The sequence below is a fragment of the Duganella callida genome (genome assembly GCF_004614165.1).
Taxonomy (GTDB): domain Bacteria; phylum Pseudomonadota; class Gammaproteobacteria; order Burkholderiales; family Burkholderiaceae_D; genus Rugamonas; species Rugamonas callida.
This window is the reverse complement of the sequence record NZ_SPVG01000036.1, coordinates 1-24,067: the sequence shown is the minus strand read 5'-3', so window position 1 is coordinate 24,067 and position 24,067 is coordinate 1. Positions and strand designations below refer to the sequence as shown.

23 protein-coding genes are annotated in these 24,067 nt (G+C 65.7%); 6 read left to right on the top strand and 17 right to left on the bottom strand.

Annotated elements, in window-relative coordinates; genetic code table 11:
* The 12 genes from E4L98_RS04020 to E4L98_RS03965 form a co-directional block, all read right to left on the bottom strand.
* Positions 1–1,365: S8 family peptidase (locus E4L98_RS04020; protein ID WP_167761270.1), on the bottom strand; the 1,365-nt coding region annotated here is incomplete at its 3' end.
* Positions 1,362–2,126 carry an NF038120 family PEP-CTERM protein gene (locus tag E4L98_RS04015; RefSeq protein WP_135200284.1) on the bottom strand — a complete coding sequence of 255 codons (765 nt, stop codon included), beginning with the start codon at positions 2,124–2,126 and terminating at the stop codon, positions 1,362–1,364. The genes E4L98_RS04015 and E4L98_RS04020, both read right to left, overlap by 4 nt.
* A 261-nt stretch (positions 2,127–2,387) precedes the next feature.
* Positions 2,388–2,933 (bottom strand): HupE/UreJ family protein, encoded by a 546-nt coding sequence (locus tag E4L98_RS04010; RefSeq protein ID WP_135200283.1) that lies wholly within the window; start codon positions 2,931–2,933, stop codon positions 2,388–2,390.
* Positions 2,934–2,946: 13 nt separating this feature from the next.
* Positions 2,947–3,570: an urease accessory protein UreG gene (ureG, locus tag E4L98_RS04005; RefSeq protein ID WP_135200282.1), complete on the bottom strand. Its 624-nt coding sequence runs from the start codon at positions 3,568–3,570 to the stop codon at positions 2,947–2,949.
* Positions 3,571–3,583: 13 nt separating this feature from the next.
* Positions 3,584–4,264: an urease accessory protein UreF gene (locus tag E4L98_RS04000; protein WP_167761269.1), complete on the bottom strand. Its 681-nt coding sequence runs from the start codon at positions 4,262–4,264 to the stop codon at positions 3,584–3,586.
* A gap of 88 nt (positions 4,265–4,352) precedes the next feature.
* Positions 4,353–4,853, bottom strand: a complete 501-nt coding sequence (gene ureE, locus E4L98_RS03995; protein ID WP_135200280.1) for an urease accessory protein UreE — start codon at positions 4,851–4,853, stop codon at positions 4,353–4,355.
* Positions 4,854–4,855: 2 nt separating this feature from the next.
* Positions 4,856–6,556, bottom strand: a complete 1,701-nt coding sequence (gene ureC / locus E4L98_RS03990) for an urease subunit alpha (RefSeq protein ID WP_135200279.1) — start codon at positions 6,554–6,556, stop codon at positions 4,856–4,858.
* 7 nt (positions 6,557–6,563) lie between these two features.
* Entirely contained in the window at positions 6,564–6,890 is a 327-nt protein-coding gene (locus E4L98_RS03985) for an urease subunit beta (RefSeq protein WP_135200278.1), read from the bottom strand.
* 11 nt (positions 6,891–6,901) lie between these two features.
* Positions 6,902–7,204, bottom strand: a complete 303-nt coding sequence (locus tag E4L98_RS03980) for an urease subunit gamma (RefSeq protein WP_135200277.1) — start codon at positions 7,202–7,204, stop codon at positions 6,902–6,904.
* 13 nt (positions 7,205–7,217) lie between these two features.
* Positions 7,218–8,093 (bottom strand): urease accessory protein UreD, encoded by an 876-nt coding sequence (locus tag E4L98_RS03975; protein WP_135200276.1) that lies wholly within the window; start codon positions 8,091–8,093, stop codon positions 7,218–7,220.
* Positions 8,094–8,227: 134 nt separating this feature from the next.
* Positions 8,228–8,854 carry an Isoquinoline 1-oxidoreductase subunit gene (locus E4L98_RS03970; protein WP_135200275.1) on the bottom strand — a complete coding sequence of 209 codons (627 nt, stop codon included), beginning with the start codon at positions 8,852–8,854 and terminating at the stop codon, positions 8,228–8,230.
* Positions 8,851–9,336, bottom strand: coding sequence for a (2Fe-2S)-binding protein (locus E4L98_RS03965; RefSeq protein WP_135200274.1), 486 nt, complete (start codon positions 9,334–9,336; stop codon positions 8,851–8,853). Before E4L98_RS03965 ends, E4L98_RS03970 begins: the two co-directional genes overlap by 4 nt.
* Positions 9,337–9,522: 186 nt before the next feature.
* Between E4L98_RS03965 and E4L98_RS03960 the strand changes: the two genes are divergently transcribed.
* The 4 genes from E4L98_RS03960 (at position 9,523) to E4L98_RS03945 (ending at position 12,830) form a co-directional block, all read left to right on the top strand.
* Positions 9,523–10,479: a helix-turn-helix domain-containing protein gene (locus E4L98_RS03960; protein WP_135200273.1), complete on the top strand. Its 957-nt coding sequence runs from the start codon at positions 9,523–9,525 to the stop codon at positions 10,477–10,479.
* Positions 10,480–10,645: 166 nt separating this feature from the next.
* Positions 10,646–11,167: a Csu type fimbrial protein gene (locus E4L98_RS03955; protein WP_443093086.1), complete on the top strand. Its 522-nt coding sequence runs from the start codon at positions 10,646–10,648 to the stop codon at positions 11,165–11,167.
* 160 nt (positions 11,168–11,327) lie between these two features.
* A complete protein-coding gene (locus E4L98_RS03950) occupies positions 11,328–11,834 on the top strand; it encodes a Csu type fimbrial protein (protein ID WP_135200272.1) in 507 nt (168 codons plus the stop codon).
* Positions 11,835–11,936: 102 nt separating this feature from the next.
* Entirely contained in the window at positions 11,937–12,830 is an 894-nt protein-coding gene (locus E4L98_RS03945; RefSeq protein ID WP_135200271.1) for an NAD-dependent epimerase/dehydratase family protein, read from the top strand.
* Here E4L98_RS03945 and E4L98_RS03940 read toward each other — a convergent pair.
* From E4L98_RS03940 to E4L98_RS03925, 4 genes are all read right to left on the bottom strand, one after another.
* Positions 12,827–14,605 (bottom strand): DUF885 domain-containing protein, encoded by a 1,779-nt coding sequence (locus E4L98_RS03940; protein ID WP_135200270.1) that lies wholly within the window; start codon positions 14,603–14,605, stop codon positions 12,827–12,829. The genes E4L98_RS03945 and E4L98_RS03940 overlap by 4 nt on opposite strands.
* Before the next feature lie 10 nt (positions 14,606–14,615).
* Positions 14,616–16,805 carry an EAL domain-containing response regulator gene (locus E4L98_RS03935; RefSeq protein ID WP_135200269.1) on the bottom strand — a complete coding sequence of 730 codons (2,190 nt, stop codon included), beginning with the start codon at positions 16,803–16,805 and terminating at the stop codon, positions 14,616–14,618.
* Positions 16,806–16,860: 55 nt separating this feature from the next.
* The gene (locus E4L98_RS03930) at positions 16,861–19,425 is read right to left on the bottom strand and encodes an ATP-binding protein (protein ID WP_135200268.1); all 2,565 of its coding nucleotides are present in this window, start codon (positions 19,423–19,425) and stop codon (positions 16,861–16,863) included.
* Between the two features lie 83 nt (positions 19,426–19,508).
* Entirely contained in the window at positions 19,509–21,167 is a 1,659-nt protein-coding gene (locus E4L98_RS03925) for a SulP family inorganic anion transporter (RefSeq protein WP_135200285.1), read from the bottom strand.
* A gap of 134 nt (positions 21,168–21,301) precedes the next feature.
* Here E4L98_RS03925 and E4L98_RS03920 point away from each other — a divergent pair, with 134 nt between their 5' ends.
* Positions 21,302–22,324: an LLM class flavin-dependent oxidoreductase gene (locus tag E4L98_RS03920; protein ID WP_135200267.1), complete on the top strand. Its 1,023-nt coding sequence runs from the start codon at positions 21,302–21,304 to the stop codon at positions 22,322–22,324.
* 6 nt (positions 22,325–22,330) lie between these two features.
* Here the strand turns inward: E4L98_RS03920 and E4L98_RS03915 are convergent, their stop codons facing one another.
* Positions 22,331–22,897: a TetR/AcrR family transcriptional regulator gene (locus E4L98_RS03915; protein ID WP_135200266.1), complete on the bottom strand. Its 567-nt coding sequence runs from the start codon at positions 22,895–22,897 to the stop codon at positions 22,331–22,333.
* A gap of 97 nt (positions 22,898–22,994) precedes the next feature.
* On the opposite strand from E4L98_RS03915, the gene E4L98_RS03910 reads away from it, so the two are divergent.
* A partial coding sequence (locus E4L98_RS03910) for a thiolase family protein (protein ID WP_135200265.1) occupies positions 22,995–24,067 on the top strand: 1,073 nt, incomplete at its 3' end.

Genomic DNA, 24,067 nt, shown 5'->3' with positions numbered 1-24,067 from the left:
GTCGGCCGCCGTGAAGCACAGGCTGCGCGCCGCCTGGTCGGCCGCCGACAACTGGTCGAACGGCGTGGCGCCCGCATCGCGCGCCAGCACCAGGCGGGTGGCCGCCAGCGGCGCACTGTTCAGCGAGGCGCCGATGAAGCGCGTGCCGTCGTCCAGCTTCAATTCCGCGCCGGTCTGGCGGTCATGGCTGGCCGCCGCCACGGACGTCATCCACGGCACGCCATGCGCGGCCGGCAGGTAGTACGGCCCGGCGTTGCCGGCCGACGAGGCGACGAAGATGCCGGCATTCGCCGCCCCCAGGAACGCCTGGTCGACCGGATCGTCCACCGTGTAAGGGTTGCCGCTGATCGAAAAGTTCAGCACATTGACGCCATCCCTGATCGCCTGCTCGACGGCGGCGATGGCGTCGCCCTCGTAGCAGCTGTTGGTGGAACCGGTGGCCGCATCGGGGTCGTTGTAGGTCCAGCAGACCTTGTACACGGCGATGCGCGCGCGCGGCGCCATGCCGGAAGCCAGTCCCACCTGCACGCCGTCCAGCCGGGCCGACACGCCGTGGTTGCCGGCCGCCGTCGATGCCGTGTGCGTGCCATGGCCGCCGTGCGAGCTGGTGGCGTTGACCGAATCGCGCGGCGAGTCGAACTCGGTCCAGTGCAGCGTGCGACCATCGGCCTTGAACGATTGGTTGAAGTAGCGCGCGCCAATCAGCTTGTTGTTGCAAGTGCCGACATCGAAGCCCTCGCCGCCCACGCAGGCGCCCTTCCAGTTGGCCGGCGGTACGCCGTACGCGAGCTTGCCGCCGGCGTCGAAGGTCGGTGCGCCGCTGCTGTCCACGCGGTCGGCGAAGGCCGGATTCTCCGGCCAGATGCCGGTGTCGATCAAGCCGATGACGATGTTCTCGCCCGCCTTGGTGTCGCCGCCCACCTTGCTCCACAAGCCGTTCGGACCGTCCAGCCCCAGATAGGTCGGCGTGTAATGGGTATCGACATGGCGCGCATACTCGCGCCGCACCGCCAGCACGCCGGGCTGCGCCTTCAGCGCGCGCGCCTCGCTCTGCGTCAGCATGGCGGAGAAGCCATTGTAGGCCAGCTGGTAGCTGTGCATCAGCCTGGCCTGCGGCGCGTTGGCCAGCACCTTGCGCTGCTGCTGCTCGAGGTAGCCGCTGTAACGCTGCACCTCGGCCGACGCCGCCGCCAGCTTCTGGCCGGCGGCCGGCATGGTCGCCTTCAGGCTGGCGACGCCGCCGGCGTACGATGCCGCCGGCTTACCGTCCAGCTGCACCAGGTAAGGCAGACGCCCTTCCGCCGCCTGGGCGGCGCCGAGGGCGGCCAGCAGCAGCGAGCCGGCGGAAATCAGGATGGTCTTCATGCCGCACCTCCCGCCGCTGCAGGCTTGCCGCGACGGCGGCGCGCGGCCAGCAGGGACAGGCCGGCCAGCAGCAGCGCCGCCTCGGCCGGTTCCGGCACCGCGCTGACGTTGATATTGTCCAGCGCGAACTGCGCCTGGTTCAAGGTGCTGTCGTTGTTGACGCAGGCGCCCAGGCTGTCGAACACGCAGGAGCCGATTTCCACCCGGCTGATCGCGCGGCCGCCCAGTTGCGCGCTGAAGTCCCAGTTCAGCGACATCGGCTCTTCCGCCGGCATGTCCTGCTCCAGCTTGACCACGCTGCCGTCGGCCAGCGTCGCCTCCACCATCAGCCGGCCGTACACCATCGGCGGCAGATCCCAGTCGCGCGAAATGAAGCCGTAGTTCAGGCTCTCCAGGCGGAACGCGGCGCCATCCTCGCGCTGCAGCGTGATGCTGCCGCCATTCATGCCCGCAAAGAAGTGGCTCTCGTTGTACGGGCAGGCGTTGATGATGCACGAGGTCCAGCTGTTCATCACCATCCCGGCCAGGCCGCCGGGCTGATAATCCGGCAGGCTTTGCGCATAGCGGCTGTCGCTGACCGTGGCCAGGAAGCCACCGGTGCGGAACTGATCGCCGTTGGCGTACAAGCTGTCGCCGTCGGCCAGCACCGGCGACACCACATTGGTCACTGTCTCAAAATCGATGGTCGCGGCATGGCTGGTCGATAGCAGCGCACAGCTTGCCAAACTCGTGGCCCAACCCAGCAGAAGCAAACGTTTCATATAGTTGACTTTCCCTTGAAGTTTAAAAACCCGAAGTGTTGCCAACTTATGTTATCGCTACCAAAGAGACCAACAGTTGTTTTATACCTCAACTATCAATTGTTATTTCTTCATTATTTCGTAGAAAATTTGCTTTTAGCTATGAAAAAGCACGGTGACTTGCATGACGATTGTTGACGCATTCCCGCCACAAACGAGGAAATGGGCGCAATTGCCGCAAAAATCGAAGCATTGCGCCTGCAACATGAAAGTTACTTGCAGTTACAGCGACAGCATCGCCAGACCGCTGACGGCAATCGCCGCGCCCGATGCCTTCAGCGCCAGCGCCGGGCTGCCGCGGCCCAGCAATCGGCCGCCATGCACGAGCATGACGCTTGCCAGCAGCAGGCCGGCGGCGCTGGACGCCTGCGGCAGTTCCAGACCGTGGGCATTGCCGTGTAACAGGGCGAAGCCGCCGACCATGAGGGCCGCGGGCAGCGCCGGCAAGCGCGCCGCCAGCGCGATCAGCACGCCCAGCAGCGCCACCGTCAGCGCGATGCCGGTTTCCAGTCCCGGCGCCGACAACCCGGCCGCGCCGGCCGCCATGCCGGCCATCAGCATGCCGATGAAGGTGGCCGGCAGCCACCGGCCGTTTTGCTGGCGCGCGCTCCAGGCGCCGACCGCCAGCATCGCCAGCAAGTGATCGATGCCGGTGAACGGATGCGCGAAGCCGTCCAGGAAGCCGTGCGTATGCGGACCCGCTCCGGTATGCGCCAGTGCGGCGGTACTGGCGCCGGCCAGCGCGATTGCTGCGATAGTTTTCTTCATTTTCTCTCCCCTGTTAGTGTGGCGCCTGACCGAGCAGACCCTGTTCGCGTATGAAATCGATCACTGCGCTCACGCCCTCGCCGCTGCGCAGATTGGTGAAGATGAATGGCCGGCTGCCGCGCTGCTGCCTGGCGTCGCGCGCCATGATGTCCAGGTTTGCGCCCACGTGCGGCGCCAGGTCGGTCTTGTTGATGATCAGCAGATCGGAGCGCGTGATGCCGGGACCGCCCTTGCGCGGAATCTTCTCGCCGCCGGCGACGTCGATGACGTAGATGGTGAGGTCGGACAGTTCGGGGCTGAACGTTGCGGCCAGGTTGTCGCCGCCCGATTCGACCAGGATCAGGTCCAGGTCGGGGAAGTCGGCCTGCATGCGGGCGATGGCTTCCAGATTGATCGAGGCGTCTTCGCGGATCGCGGTGTGCGGGCAGCCGCCGGTTTCCACGCCCATCAGACGTTCGGCCGGCAGCGCGTCCGCGCGCAGCAGGATTTCCATGTCTTCCTTGGTGTAGATGTCGTTGGTGATCACGGCCATGTCGTAATGGTCGCGCATGCCCTTGCACAGCATTTCGCACAGCGCGGTCTTGCCCGAACCGACCGGGCCGCCGATGCCGACGCGAAGAGGATTGGTGGTTGTCATGATGTTTGCTCTTTCAGGATCTGTATAAACGGCTGTATTGAACTTCGTGCTGCATCGACAGCAGCGACAGGCCGGGCGCCCAGTTGCACATGTCGTCGTCGCTGACGGCCTGCGCGTAAGCAGCGGCGGCTTCGATTTCTTCACGCAGCGACAGCAGCATGCGCTGGCCGGCCACCTGCCCCAGCGGCACCGACTTCACGCACACCAGCACCTGGTTCTCGGCCCAGGCGAACAGCATGGCCAGCAGTGCCGCGTCGTGCGGAATGTCCAGCGCGGCGACAGCGCAGGTAAAGGCGGTGGGCAGCGCGACTTCCGCTTCGCTTTGCAGGTGGCGCAGCATTTCCGCGTCGGCGATGCCGAGTTCGGCGATCAGCTTGACCAGCGAGTAGCCCATCTGGATGGTCTCGGCGCGGAATTCGGCGCTGTCGCGCGAGGCGATGAATTTTTCGCTCCACTCGGCGACGGCCGGCCAGTCGCGGCGCGACCATGCCTGCATCAGGCGCCAGGCAACCGGCGCTTCCCATTGCGCCACCACTTCGTGCAGGTGGCGGACGATCCAGGCACGGGCCATGTCGGCGTTGTGCACGGTGCCATTCTCCAGCGCGGCCTCCAGCCCCTGCGAATAGCTGTAGGCGCCGATCGGCAAGGCCGGGCTGGCGAATTGCAGCAGGTGCAGCAGACCGGCGGCCGTCATCCCGTCGTTCCCGCGCAAGCGGGAATCCATAGAACGCATGACAGGATGCCCTGCATGGATTCCCGCGTGCGCGGGAATGACATGTGGCTCATTTCGGATCGCCCGGACGGTGGATCTTCTGGCGCAACGGGATGGGCGCCAGCGGACCGTCGTGGTGGTGCGCGTGACCGCCGCCGTAAGCGCCGGACTCCGGCTCGAAGGCGGCCATCTCTTCCTCCACCATCGCGCCCAGACCGGCCAGCATCTCCTTCAGCACCTTGTCGGCGCGGATGCGTAGAAAGCCCTCGCCCACCTGCGCCTGCGTGTGGCGGTTCCCCAGGTGGAAAGCGCAGCGCAGCAGCGATTGCGGATCGGCGCAGGTGACCTTGTAGGTCGGCTCCCGCGCTGCCACCACCTTGATCACGCGCTTGTCCTCACCGGTCAGCAGATCGCCATCACGCAGCACGGTGCCGCGCACGGTGAAGACGGCGACATCCTCGCCATTGTCGAGCGTCGCGCGCAGGCGGCATTTCTCGCGCAGCTCATAAGGGAGCACCAGTTGCGCGGCGATGGCGTCAGCGTGCGGAATCTTGGTATGTAATGTCAGCATGGTCAGAACAGGAAATAACGCTGCGCCATCGGCAGCACGGCCGCTGCCTCGCAGACCAGCAGCTCGCCATTGGCGCGCACTTCATAGGTTTCGGGATTGACGTCCATCGTCGGCGCCAGGTCGTTGTGGATCATGTCCGACTTGCGCAGCGCGCGCATGCCCTTGGCGACGATCAGCGTCTTGTTCAGTTTCAGCTGCTCGCCGATGCCGGCGTCGTACGCCGATTGCGACACAAACGTGAACGACTTTTTCAGGCCGCCGCCGAAGGCGCCGAACATGGGACGGTAATGCACCGGTTGCGGGGTCGGGATCGAGGCGTTGGGATCGCCCATCAGCGCGGCGGCGATCATACCGCCTTTCAGGATGGTCTGCGGCTTGACGCCGAAAAAGGCGGGCTTCCACAGCACCAGATCGGCGATCTTGCCCACTTCGACCGAGCCCACCGCGTGCGCGATACCGTGCGTGATGGCCGGGTTGATGGTGTACTTGGCGATGTAGCGCTTGACGCGGAAGTTGTCGTTGCGCGCCGAGTCGGGCGCCAGCGGACCGCGCTGCACCTTCATCTTGTGCGCCGTCTGCCAGGTGCGCATGATCACCTCGCCCACCCGGCCCATGGCCTGCGAATCGGACGACATCATCGACACCGCGCCCATGTCGTGCAGGATGTCTTCGGCGGCGATGGTCTCGCGGCGGATGCGCGACTCGGCGAACGCCACGTCCTCGGTAATGGCCGCGTCCAGGTGGTGGCAGACCATCAGCATGTCCAGGTGTTCGTCCAGCGTGTTCACCGTGAACGGCCGGGTGGGATTGGTCGACGACGGCAACACGTTCGCTTCGCCCACCGCCGCGATGATGTCCGGCGCATGGCCGCCGCCCGCGCCCTCCGTGTGGAAGGTGTGGATGGTGCGGTCCTTGAACGCCGCCAGCGTATCGGCCAGGTAGCCGCCTTCGTTCAGCGTGTCGGTGTGGATCGCCACCTGGATATCCATCGTGTCCGCCACCGACAGGCAGTTGTCGATGGCGGCCGGGGTACTGCCCCAATCTTCGTGCAGCTTCAGGCCGATGGCGCCGGCGCGGATCTGTTCTTCCAGCGGCTCCGGCAGGCTGACGTTGCCCTTGCCGAGGAAGCCCAGGTTCATCGGGAACGCATCGGCCGCCTGCAGCATCGCATGCAGGTGCCACGGTCCCGGCGTGCAGGTGGTGGCCGAGGTGCCGGCCGATGGCCCGGTGCCGCCGCCTATCATGGTGGTGACGCCGCTCATCAGCGCCTCCTCGATCTGCTGCGGGCAGATGAAGTGGATATGCGTGTCCACCCCGCCGGCGGTGACGATCATGCCCTCGCCGGCGATGATTTCGGTCGCGCCGCCGATCGCCATCGTTACATTCGGCTGGATGTCCGGATTGCCGGCCTTGCCGATGCCGGCGATCATGCCGTTCTTGATGCCGATATCGGCCTTGACGATGCCCCAGTGATCGACGATCACCGCGTTGGTGATCACCGTATCCATCACCTCGGCGGCGACGCGCTGCGACTGGCCCATGCCGTCGCGGATCACCTTGCCGCCGCCGAATTTCACTTCCTCGCCGTAGGTGGCGTAATCCTTTTCGATCTCGATAAACAGTTCAGTGTCCGCCAGGCGAATGCGGTCCCCGGTGGTGGGACCGAACATCTCCGCGTAGGCGCGGCGCGAAATTGTAGCCATGAGAGCCTTATGTTTTGGGTGGTGTGGAGTTCAGCTTGCCCATTACCTTGCCGTTGAAGCCGTATACTTCCTGGTCGCCGTCCAGCTTCACCAGTTCCACCGTGCGCTGCTGGCCCGGCTCGAAACGCACGGCGGTGCCGGCGGCGATATTCAGGCGCATGCCGTAGGCTTTCCAGCGCTCGAGCTTGAGCACCGAATTGACTTCAAAGAAGTGAAAATGCGAGCCGATCTGCACCGGCCGGTCGCCCTGGTTGGTGACCACCACGGTGGTGATCTCGCGACCGACATTCAGGCCGATCTCGCCCTCTTCAAGCTTGTATTCACCTGGAATCATGATGAACTCCTTTATGGGATGGGGTTGTGGACAGTCACAAGCTTGCTCCCATCGGGGAACGTCGCTTCGACCTGGATGTCGGGGATCATTTCGGGGATACCCTCCATGACGTCGGCGCGCGTGAGTATGCGCGTGCCGTCGGACATCAGCTGGGCGACAGTTTTGCCGTCGCGGGCACCTTCCATGATGGCGCAGGTAATCAGCGCCACCGCTTCCGGGTAATTCAACTTCAAGCCGCGTGCGAGGCGGCGTTCCGCCAGCAGGCCGGCGGTAAAAATCAACAGCTTGTCTTTTTCGCGTGGCGTCAGATCCATACGTTTTTCTTTCTCAGGTTTGCCAGATGCGCGGCGTGACGGCCTCGCGCCCCAGCAGATGCGGACGCAGACGGCGCCACACGGTGAGCATCAGGCGGCGCGCGGTTTCGCTGTCGTCGCCGAGGTGGCGCGCGACCAGCACGCCCTTGGTCTGGGTGATGCCGAACACGTGACCGCCGTCGGCGGCGATGTCGGCGCGGATATCGTTCAGCAGTGCGTTGAGCAGCGCCGCCGGCAGCGGCTTGCCGGCGGCGATCAGGGTGGCGCACACGGTGTGCGCGTTCAAGGTCAGCGGGCTGTCCAGGCGACCGCCCAGCATCACGCCCTGCTCCCACCAGATCAAGCGGCCGTCGCGGCGGATGCTGCTGCGTTGACGCACCGCGCCGCTGGCGAACCTCTCGCCCGAGCCGCGCCGGCCCATGCACAGGATCTCGCAGCCGATGTAGGTGGCGCCGGCCGCCAGTTCGATGTGCTGGTCAAGCTCGACGTTAGCGGTATCAAAAAAGATCGTTTCCTGCGGCAGCCATTCGAGCGCGGCATCCCGGTTCACGTGCAGGTGGATGTCCTGGCGCGAGGTCTTGCCGTTGGCCTTGTACCACTTGGCCGCGCCGGGCGTGGTGATGAAGGCATGGGCGCGGTCGCCGACACCGATGTCGATCTCCAGCCGGTCGCCGCCCACCACGCCGCCCGGCGGGTGGACGATGATGGCCTGGCACACGCGCGCATCTTCCGGATACAGCGCCTTCTGCACGCGCAGCGGGCCGTAGTGAAGCTTGTTGTACAGCCGCGTGGCGCCATCGTCGTCGGCAAAGCCCAGCGTGAGCGCGGCCTGCCAGCTGCTGCTGGCGGTCTGAACGGCGTAATCGCGGGGCGCGGTGCAGTCGGGCATGACACTGTCGAGAGAAATAATGTCTTGTCTTATGCAATCGCTGTGCCAGCGGAATCTCCGCTGGCCGGCGCCTGTCCGCACCAGGATATGGCGACATGCACCAGATCAGTGCATATCGCGCCGCCAGGTTCGGTTCAGCGCGGGCACTGCGCGCCGTTGTCGATCCACGCCTGGATCAACTGGCCGAACACTTCCTGGGTGCCGGGCGCCGGCGTGCGGCCCGGACCGGGGTGCCAGGCCCAGCCGACCAGCGTGTCCTTGCCCATGTGCTCGGTGATCTGCTTCAGGTCGCGGCCGCCGTTGCGCTTGGTATCCTTGATCTGTTCGCAGATCTGGCCCAGCGTCTTGCCCTGCCAGGCCATCGACTCGGGCGCCAGCATCCAGTGTTCGTGGCCTGGAATCGAGGGGAACGCGGTGCCGCTCAACGCCACCGTCCGGGTCTGGTGACAGGCCATGCAGAACAGGCCGGGCTTGCCCATGCCGGACTCGCCGGCGGCGATCGGCGGCACGTGCGGATGGCGGTCGTCGCCCTGCGTCGGCGCGCGCAGCGCGGGATGACAATTCATGCAGCGCGGGCTGTTGATCACCTTGCCCGCCTCGACGAACAACGCCACCGAGCGCGCGTTTTTATCCTGGATGTTCTGGAATTCGGCCGGCGCCTTGAGCGGCGCCGCGGCGGACACCTGTTCGGCGCCCGAGGCGGCCTGCAGCGGTCCGGTCACCAGCCAGGCCAGCGCCAACCAGCAGCCGCGGGCTCTCATGGCGCCCCCCGCTGGGTGCCTTGCGCCAGGGCTTGCGCCGCCTGGCGGATCGCGGCGCGGATGCGGTCATAGGTGCCGCAGCGGCAGATATTCCCGGCCATCACCTGGGCGATTTCCTCGTCGCTGGGGTTGGGGTTGGCCTCCAGCAGCGCGGTCGCCTGCATCAGCTGCCCGGACTGGCAATAGCCGCATTGCGCCACATCCAGGTCCAGCCAGGCCTGCTGCACGGTGCGGCCGACCGGGCTCGCGCTCAGGCCCTCGATGGTTTTCACCTTGCCGCCGCGGACCAGCGACACCGGCATCACGCACGAGCGCCGGGCCAGCCCATCCACGTGGACGGTGCACGCCCCGCACAGCGCGGCGCCGCAGCCGAACTTGGTGCCGGTCATGCCGAGAGTGTCGCGCAATACCCACAACAGCGGCATCTCCCCATCCACGTCGGCCTTTAATACTTTGCCGTTCACATCAAGTGAGTAACTCATTCGCCCTCCATATCGTCGAGTTGGAATGTCAGGTTTCTTGCACCACGACAGCTTATTATCTTGCCAACGTGACAGAGCCTGTAGTCCTGGCTTGCGCAATTTTGGTATTTTCTTGCGTTTCGACACGGCCGTAGAGTGATAAGCTGAAGAGATCTCCGCTGTCGATCTTTCACGTGAGGTGAAGCCATGTCGCCGGATTTTGCTTCAGATGCGTCGGAAATCCCGTTTCACCTGGACCCGCCGCCGGACGCCACCAGCATCGGCCGTGGCTGGCGCGGCGTCACCCTCAACTGGCACGACGCGCCTGCCGGCGGCGAGGCTGCCTCGCCGGCGCTGGATCACGACGTGGTGGCCCTGCGTACCGCCGGCTGCGCGCGGCTGACGCAGATCCGTGGCGGCCAGACCGATGTGCGCAACGTCGCCAGGGGCCATATCGCCGTGCACCCGCGCGGCATGCCATCGCGCTGGCTGTGGGACCAGGCCGGCGCCGTGCTGCTGATGCGCATCCCGCCCGGTCTGCTGCGCGATGCCGCGCTGGCGATGCCGGGCGCGCCGCAGACGGTCGAACTGCACAACCACTTCGGCTTGCGCGACCCCTTCATCGAACGGCTCGGACTGCAACTGCTGGATGAGCTGCACAGTCAGGAACATGCCAGCCAGGCCTATATTACCCAGGCCTTGTCCATGGCGCTGGCCGGTCACCTGGTGCATCGGCTGGGCACGCACCCGGCGCACGCCGAACATGGCCGCACCCGGCTGCATCCGCGCGCGCTGCAGCGGGTGCAAGACTACATCCGCGCCAACTTGCATGAGCATATCGACTTGCAGACCCTGGCCAACCTGGCCAACGTCAGCCGCTTCCACTTTGCGCGCATGTTCCGCGAGAGCGCCGGCGTCAGTGCCATGGCCTACCTGGAAAGCGTGCGCATGCTGCGCGCGCAGGAACTGATACGCGATGGCATCTTTTCGCTGGGACAGATCGCCTCGCTGACCGGCTACGAGGACCAAAGCCACTTCAGCAAGCGGTTCCGCCTGTTTTGCGGACTCAGCCCTTCGGCGTATGCGCGCCAGGCGGGCTGCGCAGCGCCCGCCGCTAGCGCCAGCAAAAGCGCCACCGCCGCCGGCACAAGCGCGCTGTTGTAAAAACGTTCCAGGCAGCAAATATTTTTTCGGTTTTCTACGCCGCCAAAAGATCCGTCCCCGGCAGCAAAAGCAGCGATTTCGCGCTTGAGGAATAATTGACTCCATTGAAGCACGGAAACATAAGTTGTACCGAGCGTGCCCACCGTCTTTTCCATTGGAGGTCATCATGATGAGCAAGTCCCTGTCCCGCGCCGTGCTGGCTGTCGCCACCGGCGCCCTGCTGCTGCCGGTGTTGAGCGGTGCCGCGGTCTACAGCAATGGTTCCAAAACCGCCACCTTCGACGTCACCCTGAAAATCGTCACCGACTGCACCATCGCCGCCACGCCGCTGGACTTCGGCCAGAATCAGGGCGTGCTGGCCACCGCGGTCAACGTCAACACCACGCTGAGCGTCACCTGCACCAACACCACGCCGTACAACATCGGCCTGAACGCCGGCACCGGCACCGGCTCCACCGTGGCTTCGCGCGTGATGAGCGGCACCGGCGCCAACACCAGCACGGTCGCCTTCAATCTGTACCAGACCGCCGGCGCCACCAACTGGGGCAACACGCAGGGCACCGACACCAAGTCGGCCACCGGCACCGGCACGGCGCAGAGCCACACCGTCTACGGCACCGTGCCGGCACAGGCGACGCCGCAACCGGACACCTACAAGTCGACGATCACCGCGACCGTCTACTTCTAAACCCGCAGCACTCCGACGGCGGCCCGCAGAGACGGCTGACCGGCGCGAACAGCACACCCTCCAGCGCCCCAACCCGCGCTAACATCATCCCCCGAGCAGCACCCGCCCCAGCTTAGCGGCCTCTTTTTTGATCCATTTCGTCCGCATTCTGGAGTACACCATGAAACGCATCACCGCCGTTGCCACCATTCTCGCCCTGCTCGCCCCGATGATCGGCGGCGCCGCCGTCTACAGCAACGGCAGCAAAACCGCGACCTTCGACGTCACCATGCGCATCGTCGCCGACTGCACCATCGCCGCCAACCCGCTGGACTTCGGCCAGTCGCAGGGCGTGCTGGCCAACGCGGTCAACACCAACACCACGCTGGCCGTCACCTGCACCAACACCACGCCCTATAACGTCGGCCTGAGCGCCGGTACCGGCACCGGCTCCTCCATTGCCAGCCGCGTGATGAGCGGCACCGGCGCCAACACCAGCACAGTCGCCTTCAACCTGAGTTTGACCGCCGGCGGCGGCAACTGGGGCAACACCCAGGGCACCGACACGCTGTCCGGCACCGGCACCGGCCAGCAGCAGAACCTGACCGTGTACGGCAGCGTACCGGCGCAGGCCACGCCGCAGCCGGATACCTACAAGTCGACCATCACCGCCACCATCTACTTCTGATTATTGAAACCGGCGCAAGGGAGCTTTGAGCCGGGCGCTCTTGGTGCGTGCCGGCGCCATCCCCATACTGTCTGCTTCCCGCAATGAATTCAGGAGCAGAACATGAAGGTATTCGTCACCGGCGCGGCCGGTTTTATCGGCAGTTCGATTGCCGCCGGTCTGGTGAAGGCTGGCCATGAAGTGGTGGGCCTGGTGCGCAAGCCGGAACAGCTGGAAGAAGTCAAACAGATCGGCGTCACCGGCGTGCTCGGCACGCTGAACGACCGCGAGCTGCTGATCGCGCAGGCGCGGGCGGCGGACGCCGTGATCAACGCCGCCAGCAGCGACAACCGCACGGCGGTCGAGGCATTCATCGAGGCGCTGGCCGGCAGCGGCACGGTATTCCTGCACACCAGCGGTTCCAGCATCGTCGGCGACGCCTCGGGTGGCAAAGGCACCGACAAAATCTATTACGAAGACAATCTGCCCGAGCCCACCGCCGACAAGGCCGCGCGCGTGGCGATCGACCGGTTGGTGCTGGACGCCGCCAGCAAAGGCGTGCGCTCGGCGGTGCTGTGCAACACCCTGATCTACGGGCACGGCGCCCTGCCGCGCGACTCGGTGCAGCTGCCGCGCCTGCTCAGGCAAGCGCGCAAGAGCGGCATCGTGCGCCACGTCGGCCCCGGCCGCAACATCTGGTCGAATGTGCATATCGACGACGTGGTCGATCTGTATCTGCTGGCGCTCGACAAGACCGAAGCCGGCGCCTTCTATTTCGTCGAAAGCGGTGAGGCGGCGTTCCGCGACATGAGCGCGGCCATCGCCAAGGCGCTCGGCCTGGGCGCGCCGCAGGACTGGCCGCTGGATCAGGCGAAGGAAGAATGGGGCTACGAGATGGCCTCGTACGGCCTCGGCTCCAACAGCCGCGTGCGCGGCGAGCGCGCGCGCAAGCAGCTGGGATGGCAGCCGCATCGGCCGCCGGTGCTGCAGTGGATCGCCAACGACATGCTGCGTTAATTGGTGTACTCGAGGCCCGGATACGGATTTTTTCCGCCATCCGCGATGAATTGGTCGATGCGCGCCTCCAGCACCGGCAGCGGCACCGAGCCCAGTTGCAGTACGGTGTCGTGGAAGGCGCGGATGTCGAACTTCTGGCCCAGCGCCTGCTCCGCTTTCTTGCGCGCGTTGATGATGCTCATCTCGCCCAGATAGTAGGACAGCGCCTGGCCCGGCCACGAGATGTAGCGGTCCACTTCCGTCTCGATCTCGTGGTCGGACAGCGCCGTGTTGGCGTGCAGGTAGTCCCGCGCCTGCTTGCGGGTCCAGCCCTTGCTGTGGATGCCGGTATCGACCACCAGCCGCGAGGCGCGCCAGGCCTGATAGCTCAGCATGCCGAAGGTTTCGTACGGGGTTTCATACATGCCCATCTCCGCGCCCAGACGTTCGCAGTACAGTGCCCAGCCTTCGCCATACGCCGAGATGTAGGCGTTGCGGAACGGCGGGCGGCCCTTCTGCTCCAGCGCCACCGGCATCTGGAAGGCGTGGCCCGGCGCCGATTCGTGCAGCGTCAGCGCCGGCATGCTGTACAGCGCGCGCGACGGCAGGTTGTAGGTGTTGACCAGGTAGACGCCCGGACCGCCGCGGCCCGAGGTGTAGAACGGCGCCTGATCGTCCGGCACCGGGATCACGGCAAAGCGGCGGCGCGGCAGGTAGCCGAAGTATTGCGCCACCTTGCCGTCGAACTTCTTGGCCACCCAGGCGGAGCGCATCAGCAGCTCGTCCGGCGTCTTGGCATAGAAGCGCGGGTCGGTGCGCAGGAACTGCAGGAAGGCCGGCAGATCGCCCTCGAAGTTCACCTGCTTCATCACGTCGGTCATCTCGGCGCGGATCTTGGCCATCTCGTCCAGCCCGACCTGGTGGATCTGGTCGGCCGTCAGACTGGTGGTGGTGAATTCGACGATCTTCGACTGGTAGTAGGCCTTGCCATCCGGCAGACTCTCGGCCGCCAGTTCTTCGCGCGTGTGCGGCACGTATTCTTCGCGCATGAACTTCAACAGCGTGCGGTAGGACGGCAGCACGTAGCTGTCGATCGCCTTGGCGCCGGCGGCGCGCAGTTCCTCCTGCAGCGCGGCCGGCATGGTGGCCGGCATCTTCTTGAACGGCGTGTAGAACACCGTATCCTGCGCCGACTTGGCGTCGGTGACGGAGCTGATCGAACCGTCGCGCCCCACCAGCGTCACCTTGGGCGGCGTGAAGCCACGCGCCAGGCCGGCGCGCATGTTCACCATCTCCTCGTTGAAGTAGCGCGGCGTGTCGCTCAACTGCTTGATGTAGTCGCGGTACTGCTTCTCGTTGGTCAGCGGGCGGCGCGCGCCGGAGGCGAAGTTGGACCAGAACGCGGTATCGGCATTCAGCGGCTTTTCGTATTCGCGGAACTGCTGGGCGGCGATCAGCGCGGCGATCTGCGCCTTGTAGACCTGGTAGTTGATGCGCTCCGACGGCGACAGGCGCGCTTCCTGGATGCCGTTCAGCTTTTTCATCACGCCTTCCCAATAGGCCTGGCGCTGCTGCTGGGTGGCGAGATCGATGCGCGGCAGCGAGGTCGAGACGCCGCTGTCGCTGTCCTCATCGTCCTCCTGCTTCTGGCTCATGCGCCATTTCCACTCCTGGGTGTAGATCGCCTTGAACTGGGCGTCGGCCGGACTGGCCTTGGCGGCGGTGGCGGCGCCCGCCGTGTTCAGACATAACAGCATGCATGCGCCGGCGATGGCGGCATTGAACTTCTTTTCCATAACGCTCCAGTTAGTTTGATATGTCCCGCAAATTACGGCGTTCGCGCAGCAGCGCGGTGAAGCCGTCGGCGTTCAGCGGACGGCTGAAATAATAACCCTGCATCTCGTCGCAGCCGCGCTCCGTCAGGAACTGCATCTGTTCGCGCGTCTCCACGCCTTCCGCGATCACGCGCATGTTCAGGTTGTGCGCCAGCGAGATCACCGACAGCGCGATCGCCGCGTCGGCGCTGTTGGTGGTGACGTCGTCGACGAACGATTTGTCGATCTTCAGCACGTCGATCGGGAAGCGCTTCAGATAGCTCAGGCTCGAATAGCCGGTGCCGAAGTCGTCCAGCGAGATGCTGACGCCGATATCCTTCAGGCGCCGCAGCGATGCCACCGCCTTGTTCGGATCGCCCATCACCGTGCCTTCAGTGATTTCCAGGCCCAGATACTCGGGCGCCAGGCCGAACTTGCGCAAGGTGCTTTCCACGTAGGGTACGGTGGCGTCGTTGGCAAACTGCGCGGCGGCCAGGTTGACCGACACCTTCACATACCCCAGGCCCTGGTCGTGCCACACCTTCATCTGCGCGCAGGCGCTTTCCAGCACCCACTCGCCGATGGAGTTGGCCAGGCCGTATTCCTCGGCCAGCGGGATGAAGCGGTTGGGCGGCACCTTGCCCAGCACCGCGTTATCCCAGCGCAGCAGCGCTTCGGCACCGACCATGGCGCCGGTCTTCAGGCAGACCTGCGGCTGGTAGTGGACTTCGAATTCGTCGCGCGCGATGGCGCCGCGCAGCTGGCTCTGGATCGCCAGCTTGTCGCGGATCTCGGCGTCCATGCGCTCGGTGAAGAAGGCGTAGTTGTCGCGGCCGATCTCCTTGGCGCGGAACAGCGCCGTGTCGGCATTGCGCACCAGTTCATCGAAGCTGTCGCCGTCGGTCAGGCTGACGGCGATGCCGATGCTGGAGGTGACGGTGATCTGCTGGCCGTCGATCACCAGGTCCTTGCGCAGGCCGGCCAGGATCTTCTGCGCCAGCGCAATGGTGACGCCCAGCTGGGGTTCGTCGGCGATGATGATCTGGAATTCGTCGCCACCCTGGCGCGTCACGGTATCGCCCTCGCGCACCGTCTCGGTCAGGTATTTCGACACCACCTGCAGCGCCTTGTCGCCGATCTGGTGACCGTAGGAGTCGTTGATGCTCTTGAAGCGGTCCAGGTCCAGGCACATGACGGCCACGCAGCGCCCTTCACGCCGCGCCGTGGCCAGCGTCTGGTCGAAGCGCTGGCGCGCCAGCAGGCGGTTAGGCAGCCCGGTCAGGGCGTCGTGGTTGGACAGGAAGTCGATCAGGTGCTGTTCGGCCTTGCGCTCGGTGATGTCCATGAACACCGCCACGTGATTGATCAGCTGACCCGCCTCGTCGCGCACCACCGAGGCGCTCAGCAGGCCCGGATAGATGTCGCCGTTCTTGCGGCGCGCCAGGATCTCGCCCGACCAGTGGCCGCTTTTCGCCACCGCCTGCACCATGGCCGCGAACGAGGCCGCATCCGGCTCGCCGGCGTGCAGCAGCGCCACGCTGCGGCCCAGCACCTCCTTGGCGGTATAGCCGGAAATCTGCGTGAAGGCCGGATTGGTGGCGACGATGTGGCCGTGCGGGTCGGCCACCACAATGGCATCCTGGGTGGCCTCGAACACCTGGCTGGCCAGGCGCAGGAATTCCTCGTTGGCGCGGCGCTGCTCGACTTCCTTCGCCAGTTCCGCGGTGCGCTCGGCCACGCGTTCCTCCAGCAGCGCGCGCTCCGCCGCCAGCGCCTTCTGCGCGCGGCCCAGGCGCACGTGAGCGTCGGTGCGGGCCAGGATTTCCTCGGTCTGGAACGGCTTGGCGATGAAATCCACCGCGCCGAGCGCGAAGCCGCGCACCTTGTCGTCGGTGTCGTGCTGGGCCGACAGGAAGATCACCGGCACCCGGCTCAGCTCCGGCGACGCCTTCAGACGGCGGCACACCTCGAAGCCGTCGATGCCGGGCATGCGCACGTCGAGCAGGATCAGTTCCGGCGGACGCGATTGCGCCGTCCACAGGGCCAGCTCGCCGTTGGGCGCCTGGCGCACGTAGTAGCCCGCCTCCGTCAGCAGGTCGCTGAGCAGCTTGAGCGACGCCGGCGTGTCTTCCACGATCAGCACTTCGCCCTTGGTATGTTGTTCCGACAAATCGCGATGCATGTGCACTTTCTAGCCTGGACAGTTGTTCTGTTATTTTTTCACTATCATATACCGGTCAGGCCGGGGTCTCCAATTCCTTATCCGCCTGGTCCAGCAACGCGCACAGCTGCGGATACTGGTGCAGCTGCACCATGTGCTCCATGCGCGCCGCCACTTCGGCCAGTTCCGGCGGCAGCGGCGCCAGCAGATGCGCCACCAGCGTCAGGTTCAATTCCTGCAATGCGGTCTTCAGGTCCGCGCGCAAGGCCGGCTGCAGCCGGCGCAGATCCTCCGCCAGCAGCGGCGACGGCGACGGCTGGCGCGCGCCGTGGTGGCGCCGCACGAACTGCAGCCCGAGCTGCTGCTCCAGCACCGCGTACAGCTGTTCCTGTTCGACCGGCTTGCGCATGAATTCATCGGCGCCGGCGTTCAGCGCTTCCGTGCGCTCCTCGGCAAAGGCCGACGCGGTCAGCATCACGATGCGCGGCTGCCGGCGGTCCCGGTTGGCGCGGATCTGGCGGGTGGCGTTCAGGCCATCGAGTGTCGGCATGCGCCAGTCCATGAAGATCAGGTCCGGTTGCCAGACCTCGACCATGGCCAGCGCCTGCGCGCCGTCGCCGACCGCCGCCACCTCGAAGCCGAGGGGCTTGAGCAGGCTTTCCAGCAGCGCGCAGCCGTCGGCGTTGTCGTCGGCCAGCAGGATGCGGCGCCGTTGCGGCGGCGCCAGCGCGCTGACTTCGTCCGCGCCGGCGGCCGGGGCTGCGTCGGCAACCTGCACGGTGATCGTGAAGTGGAAGGTGGCGCCTTCGCCCGGACGCGATTCCAGCTTCAGCGTGCCGCCCATCAGCTGCACGAATTCGCGCGAGATGGTCAAGCCAAGGCCTGTGCCTTCCTTCGCCCCCGGGCCATCGGCCTGGATGAACGGTTCGAAGATGCGCGCCTGATCTTCCTGGGCGATGCCGGGGCCGTTGTCGATCACGCAGAAGGTCAGGTCGCAGGTGCCGCCCTGACGATGGGCGCCGCGCACGCGCAGCGTGACCTTGCCCTGGGCCGTGAACTTGACCGCATTCGACATCAGGTTCAACAGCACCTGGCGCAGCTTGGTGCCGTCCACGCGCGCGCTGGCCGGCACGCCGACGCTGTCGACCACCAGCTCGACCCCGGTCTGGCCGGCGCGCATGCTGACCATGTCCAGCATTTCCTGCAACATGTCGTCGAGGTGGACCACCTCGGTCTGCAGCACGGCGCGGCCGGCCTCGATCTTGGACAGTTCCAGGATGTCGTTGATCAGCGTAAGCAGGTGCTGGCCGGAGCGGTGAATGATGGCCAGGTTGCGCTTCTCTTCCGGCAGCATGTTCTTGGAATCGGCCATCAGGCGCGAGAAGCCGATCACGGAATTCAGCGGCGTGCGCAATTCGTGGCTCATGTTGGCCAGGAAGATGCTCTTGGCGCGGTTGGCCGCCTCGGCCTGGCGCACCGCCACCGACAGCGCGTTGGTGCGTTCGGCCACCAGGTCTTCCAGGTGGATGCGGTGGCGGCGCAATTCCTGCTCGGCCACGCGGCTGGCGGTGACGTCGTAGTTCACGCCGACCATGCGCATCGGCTGACCCTCGGCGTCGCGGAACACCATGGCGTCGGCCTTGATGTAGTGGGTCGAGCCGTCGGGCCAGATCACGCGGAACTCCACGTCATACTCGCCGGCGCCATCCAGTGCGCGCCGCAGCAGCAGCTCGGTCGGGATCAGATCGTCCGGATGGACCATCTGGCGCCAGGCGTCCATCGGCCGCTCCAACCGGCGTCCCTCCATGCCGTGCAGGCGGTACATCTGATCGTCCCACACCATCTGGTCGCCGACCATGTTCCAGTCCCAGATGCCGATGGCGGCCGCGCTGGAGGCGATCTGCAGCCGCTCCTCGCTGGCGTGCATGGCGACATAACGGCTCTCCATCAACCGCACCATCTCGCGGATCGAGGCGTTCAGCGTGCGCAGCTCGCCGAAATACCAGTCGCGCGGCGGCGCGGCGCCGGAATTCTGCCCGGCCTTGACGCTGGCGGCGTAGCGTTCGATATTGGTCAGCGGCTTCAGGATCAACTGCCACAGCAGCAGGTACAGGCTGGTCACCAGCGTCACGTCCAGCACGAAAATCAGGCCGGCGATGGTGTACAGGCGCTGGCGCAGCTGCTCGATCAGCACCGCCGGCGAGGCGTACACGGTGATGGTGCCGATATTCTGGCCGGCGGCGACGATGGGACGCTGCTCGGACAACAGCTCGGGATCGGCCGGCAGGCGCGTGGCCGGGACCAGCTGCGCCTGTTCGTTGCGGGTCAGGATGAAGGGCTGGTTGCTGGCCACCGGCGCCACCGCGCTGGCGTACAGGTCGCGGTTGCTCAAGCCGCTTTTCATGATGGTGACGATCTGCGTCTCGTCGAAATTCCAGGCCGGCAGCGCCACGGCGGCGGCCAGTTCGTCGGCGCTGTTGGCCAGGGTCTTGTGCAGTTGCTCCCAGCGCTGGGCGCGCTCCACCTGGTAGAAATACAGCGCAAAGGTGGTCAGGACCAGCGTCACCACGGCCGTCAGCGTGACGCTGACAAATACGGCAATCGAGACTTTTCCTGCACGGCGGGCAAGGCGGACCAACATCGGAAAACCATTCATTGGGGTTGACTGCTTAAATCATAGGGTCAAACCGCCATGAAGTCCATGCATATTGTTGCCTAAAAGATTTATTTTTCCGGTATCGCCGACGTGCATGCCTGATGCAGCGCGTCGTAGGCCTGGGCGGTGCTCAGGTAAATCTTGCCATTCAGCTTATCCAGCAGGCTGCTGTGGCGCAGCCGGTCCATCACCGGCCCCTTCACTTCCGCCAGGTGCAGGCCGATGCCGCGCCGCTGCAAGCTCTGATTCAGCTCCGTCAGCGCCAGCAGCGCCGTGGTGTCGATCGAACTGACCGCCGACATCACCAGCAGCAGCTGACGCGCGCTGCTGTGCAACGCCAGCTCGCATTCGATACGGGCATTGACCGCTTCCACATTGCCGAAGAACAGATTGGCGTCGATGCGCAGCACCAGCAGTTCCGGCTGGGTTTCGGCCGGATAGCGTTCGATATTGCGGAAATGCTCAGTGCCGGCGATGCGCCCCAGCACCGCGATGTGCGGCCGGCTGGCCCGCCAGATCAGCGTCCCCATCGACAGCGCCACGCCGACGATCACGCCGGCCTCCACGCCCAGCGCCAGCACACCGCCGCAGGTCGCGGCCCAGGCCAGCGCGTCGCCGCGGTCGTACTGCCAGGCGGTGCGCAGGATATCCAGCTCCAGCATGCCCAGTACCGCCACGATGATGGTGGCCGCCAGCACCGGCAGCGGCAGCAGCGCCAGCCAGCCGGTCGGCGCCAGCAGGGCCACGGCCAGCAGCGCGGCGGTGATCAGGCTGGCCAGCGGCGTATTCGCGCCGGCCGCGAAATTGACGGCAGAACGCGACAAACCGCCCGACACCGGAAAACCGCCCGACAGCGCGCTGGCGACATTGGCCGCGCCCAGGCCGATCAATTCATGGTTGCTGACCAGCTTCTCGTTGCGCTTGAGCGCCAGCGCCTGCGCGCCAGACATCGACATCAAGAACACGACGAAGGCGATCAGCAGTCCCGGTTGCAGCAAGGGTCGCCAGTGCGTGCTGGACGCGGCTAGGTTCAAGTGCGGCAGGCCGGCGGGCACGGCGCCCGTGGTCTGCACGCCCATGGCGGCCAGGCTGGTGCAGGCCATCAGCCCTATGCCACCGAGAACCACGAACATCGGCGCCAGCTTGGCGACGATGTTGGCCGCCACCGTCGTCAAGCCGAAGCGCCGCAGCAGCGCCGCCAGATACCAGCGCGCGCCGACCAGCAGCGCCAGCGCCCCCGCGCCCAATCCGGCGCTGGGCAAATGCACGTGCGGCAGCGGCGCGCCGAGCAAGGTGTGCAGCTGCCCAAACACAATGACGATGACCGAGCCGACAGTGAAGCCGCTCATCACCGGCCGCGAAAAGAAATTGGCCAGAAAGCCCATGCGCAGCAGGCCGCACAGCAGCAACACCACGCCGGCGATCAGCGCCAGCTGCCCCGCCAGCACACCGGCGAGCGCCGAACCCGGCGCGGCCAGCGGTCCAATCGCGGCGGCCGTCATCAGCGAGACGATGGCCATCGGCCCCACCGACTGGGTCGAACTGCTGCCGAACAGCGCGTACAGCATGGGCGGCGCGATGCTGGCGTAAATCCCGGCCACCGGTGGCAGTCCGGCCACCAGGGCATAGGCCATGCCCTGCGGGATCATCATCATCGCCACCACCAGCCCGGCGCTGAGATCGCCCGGCAGCTGGTGGCTGCGGTAGTGCTTCAACCAGTGCAACATGCTCATCCCACGCTCCAGAAAGCCATAGTTTACGGCGGCGACGATGCTAAATGCAAATTTTGTCTATACTTATGCATAAAAGTTATTTAGAAGCGTCGCCAGCGCCGTTTTTGGGCGACGGCTATACTGGGCGCATGAAAAAAATCGGCTTTCTCTCTTTTGGCCACTGGACCGACTCGCCGCAATCGCGCGCACGCTCGGCGGCCGACGTGCTGCTGCAATCAATCGACCTGGCGGTGGCCGCCGAGGAACTGGGCGCGGACGGCGCCTACTTCCGCGTGCACCACTTCGCCCGGCAGCTGGCCTCCCCTTTTCCGTTGCTGGCGGCGGTGGGCGCGCGCACCAGCCGGATCGAAATCGGCACCGGCGTGATCGACATGCGCTACGAAAATCCGCTGTACATGGCGGAAGATGCCGGCGCGGCGGACCTGATCGCCGGCGGCCGCCTGCAACTGGGCATCAGCCGCGGTTCGGGGGAACAGGTGATCGAGGGATGGCGCTATTTCGGCTATGCGCCTGGTGAAGGCGAAACCCACGCCGACCTGGCACGCCGCCACACCGAAGTGTTTTACGAAGTGCTGAAAGGGGAAGGTTTCGCGGAACCGAATCCGCGGCCGATGTTCCCCAATCCGCCCGGCCTGCTGCGCGTGGAACCGCATTCGCCGTCGCTGCGCGAGCGCATCTGGTGGGGCTCCGCCTCCAACGCCACGGCGGTATGGGCGGCCGAAATGGGCATGAACCTGCAAACCTCGACGCTGAAGAACGACGAGACCGGCAAACCGCTGCACATCCAGCAGGCGGAGCAGATTCGCGCCTACCGCGCGGCGTGGCGGGCGGCCGGACACACGCGCACGCCGCGCGTATCGGTCAGCCGCAGCATTTTCGCGCTGGTCAACGACATGGACCGCATGTATTTCGGCCAGGGCCGGCAAGAGCAGGACACCATCGGCTTCCTCGACGAGAATATCCGCGCGGTATTCGGCCGCAACTACGCGGCCGAGCCGGATGTGCTGATACGTGAACTGGCCAAGGACGAAGCCATCGCCGAAGCCGACACCCTGCTGCTGACCGTACCGAACCAGCTGGGCGTGGACTACTGTGCCCACGTGATCGACGCCATCCTCAGGCACGTCGCGCCCGGCCTGGGCTGGCGCTAACGATCTTCAGGCCGCTATCGCTTGCTTGGCGGCGGCGAGGATTTCCAGCGACAGGTCGGCGTCGTCGACCGCGCGCGCCAGCACGATGGCGCCGACCATGGCGGCGTAAGCCGCCAGGGCCTGTTGGCGCTTTTCCGCATCGTCCGCGCCCGGCACCAGTTGTTCCAGTACGGCCACCTGGCCGGCGGCGCCCTCGGTCAGCGCGTGACGCGCCTTGTCGCCCAGGCGCGCGATGTCGGAGCCCAGCGCGGTGACCGAGCAGCCCAGCTCCGGCTTGTCCCGGTGTTCGGGCGACAGGTAGCTGTCGGCGATCCGTTCCAGCGCGGTGTCCGCGCCATGGGCCAGCATGCCTTCCCAGCGCTCCACCGATTTTCTCAACGCGAACGCGGTGGCCTCGGCCAGCAGGTCTTCCTTCGAGGCGAAGTGGCCGTAAAAGCCGCCGTGGGTCAGACCGGCGCTTTTCATCAGGTCGGACACGCCGATGCCGTCATACCCCTTTTCGCGAAACAGGCGCGCGGCCGTTTCGACGATGCGCTCGCGGTTGAGCGCAACTTGTTCCCTGCTGACTTTCATGATTGCTCTCCGAAGAATCCCTCTATTGACATTATACATTACGAGCGTAATATATCAATCCTATTGATTATGAACGTAATTTAAACAGGAGTTCATCATGAAAGCAGTGATCAGCGCCTATGCGCGCTCCCCCTTCCATTTCGCCCGCAAGGGCAAGCTGGCCGAAGTCCGACCCGACGACCTGGCGGCCCAGGTGGTGCAGGGCTTGATGCAGCGTACCGGCCTCGATCCCAGGCTGCTGGACGATGTGATCCTCGGCTGTGCCTACCCGGAATCCTCGCAGGGCAACAATCTGGCGCGCATCGTGTCGCTGCTGGCCGGTTTTCCGCACGAGGTGCCCGCCATGACCATCAACCGCTTCTGCGGCTCATCCATGTCGGCCATCCACATCGCCGCCGCCAATATCGAGGCCGGCCTGGGCGAAGCCTATCTGTGCGTCGGCGTGGAATCGATGACCATGGTGCCGCAGGGCGGCTTCAACTTCTCCCCCAACCCACAACTGCTGGCCGAAACCGACGCCTATATCAGCATGGGCGATACCGCCGAAAACGTCGCCCGCAAATACGAGGTGGCGCGCGCCGACCAGGAAGTGCTGGCGCTGCAGTCGCATCAGAAGGCCGCCGCCGCGCGCGCCGCCGGTCTGCTGCAGGATGAAATCGTCCCCATCGCCACCGCCGCCGGCGAGACGGTCGCGGAAGACGGCTGCATCCGCCCCGGCACCACGCTGGAAGCGCTGGCCGCGCTCAAGCCGGTGTTCGATCCTGAACACGGCGTGGTCACCGCCGGTACCTCGTCGCCGCTGACCGACGGCGCCTCGGCCGTGCTGGTGACGTCGGAAGCGTTCGCCCGCAAGCATGGCCTGACGCCGAGCGCGCGCATCGTCGCCATGGCCGCCACCGGCGTCGATCCGGCGCTGATGGGCATCGGCCCGATCCCGGCCACGCAAAAGGCGCTCGGGCTGGCCGGCCTGGGGGCGCAGGATATCGATGTGGCCGAGATCAACGAAGCCTTCGCCTCGCAGGCGCTGGCCTGCGTGCGTGAACTGGGCATCAGGCCGGAGGTGTTGAATATCGACGGCGGCGGCATGGCCATCGGCCACCCGCTGGGCGCGACCGGCGCGCGCATCACCGGCAAGGCGGCGGCGCTGCTGCGGCGCTTCGGCTTGACGAC

Excerpts from the sequence above, each read along its gene's own strand:
- E4L98_RS03930 (WP_135200268.1), bottom strand. The coding sequence starts at position 19,425 with ATGTTGGTCCGCCTTGCCCGCCGTGCAGGAAAAGTCTCGATTGCCGTA.
- E4L98_RS03985 (WP_135200278.1), bottom strand. The coding sequence starts at position 6,890 with ATGATTCCAGGTGAATACAAGCTTGAAGAGGGCGAGATCGGCCTGAAT.
- E4L98_RS03970 (WP_135200275.1), bottom strand. The coding sequence starts at position 8,854 with ATGAGAGCCCGCGGCTGCTGGTTGGCGCTGGCCTGGCTGGTGACCGGA.
- E4L98_RS03980 (WP_135200277.1), bottom strand. The coding sequence starts at position 7,204 with ATGGATCTGACGCCACGCGAAAAAGACAAGCTGTTGATTTTTACCGCC.
- E4L98_RS03945 (WP_135200271.1), top strand. The coding sequence starts at position 11,937 with ATGAAGGTATTCGTCACCGGCGCGGCCGGTTTTATCGGCAGTTCGATT.
- E4L98_RS03960 (WP_135200273.1), top strand. The coding sequence starts at position 9,523 with ATGTCGCCGGATTTTGCTTCAGATGCGTCGGAAATCCCGTTTCACCTG.
- ureC (WP_135200279.1), bottom strand. The coding sequence starts at position 6,556 with ATGGCTACAATTTCGCGCCGCGCCTACGCGGAGATGTTCGGTCCCACC.
- E4L98_RS04015 (WP_135200284.1), bottom strand. The coding sequence starts at position 2,126 with ATGAAACGTTTGCTTCTGCTGGGTTGGGCCACGAGTTTGGCAAGCTGT.
- E4L98_RS04000 (WP_167761269.1), bottom strand. The coding sequence starts at position 4,264 with ATGACGGCCGCCGGTCTGCTGCACCTGCTGCAATTCGCCAGCCCGGCC.
- E4L98_RS03920 (WP_135200267.1), top strand. The coding sequence starts at position 21,302 with ATGAAAAAAATCGGCTTTCTCTCTTTTGGCCACTGGACCGACTCGCCG.
- E4L98_RS03975 (WP_135200276.1), bottom strand. The coding sequence starts at position 8,093 with ATGCCCGACTGCACCGCGCCCCGCGATTACGCCGTTCAGACCGCCAGC.
- E4L98_RS03935 (WP_135200269.1), bottom strand. The coding sequence starts at position 16,805 with ATGCATCGCGATTTGTCGGAACAACATACCAAGGGCGAAGTGCTGATC.
- ureE (WP_135200280.1), bottom strand. The coding sequence starts at position 4,853 with ATGCTGACATTACATACCAAGATTCCGCACGCTGACGCCATCGCCGCG.
- E4L98_RS03940 (WP_135200270.1), bottom strand. The coding sequence starts at position 14,605 with ATGGAAAAGAAGTTCAATGCCGCCATCGCCGGCGCATGCATGCTGTTA.
- E4L98_RS03965 (WP_135200274.1), bottom strand. The coding sequence starts at position 9,336 with ATGAGTTACTCACTTGATGTGAACGGCAAAGTATTAAAGGCCGACGTG.
- E4L98_RS03950 (WP_135200272.1), top strand. The coding sequence starts at position 11,328 with ATGAAACGCATCACCGCCGTTGCCACCATTCTCGCCCTGCTCGCCCCG.
- E4L98_RS03955 (WP_443093086.1), top strand. The coding sequence starts at position 10,646 with ATGATGAGCAAGTCCCTGTCCCGCGCCGTGCTGGCTGTCGCCACCGGC.
- E4L98_RS03915 (WP_135200266.1), bottom strand. The coding sequence starts at position 22,897 with ATGAAAGTCAGCAGGGAACAAGTTGCGCTCAACCGCGAGCGCATCGTC.
- E4L98_RS03925 (WP_135200285.1), bottom strand. The coding sequence starts at position 21,167 with ATGTTGCACTGGTTGAAGCACTACCGCAGCCACCAGCTGCCGGGCGAT.
- ureG (WP_135200282.1), bottom strand. The coding sequence starts at position 3,570 with ATGACAACCACCAATCCTCTTCGCGTCGGCATCGGCGGCCCGGTCGGT.
- E4L98_RS04010 (WP_135200283.1), bottom strand. The coding sequence starts at position 2,933 with ATGAAGAAAACTATCGCAGCAATCGCGCTGGCCGGCGCCAGTACCGCC.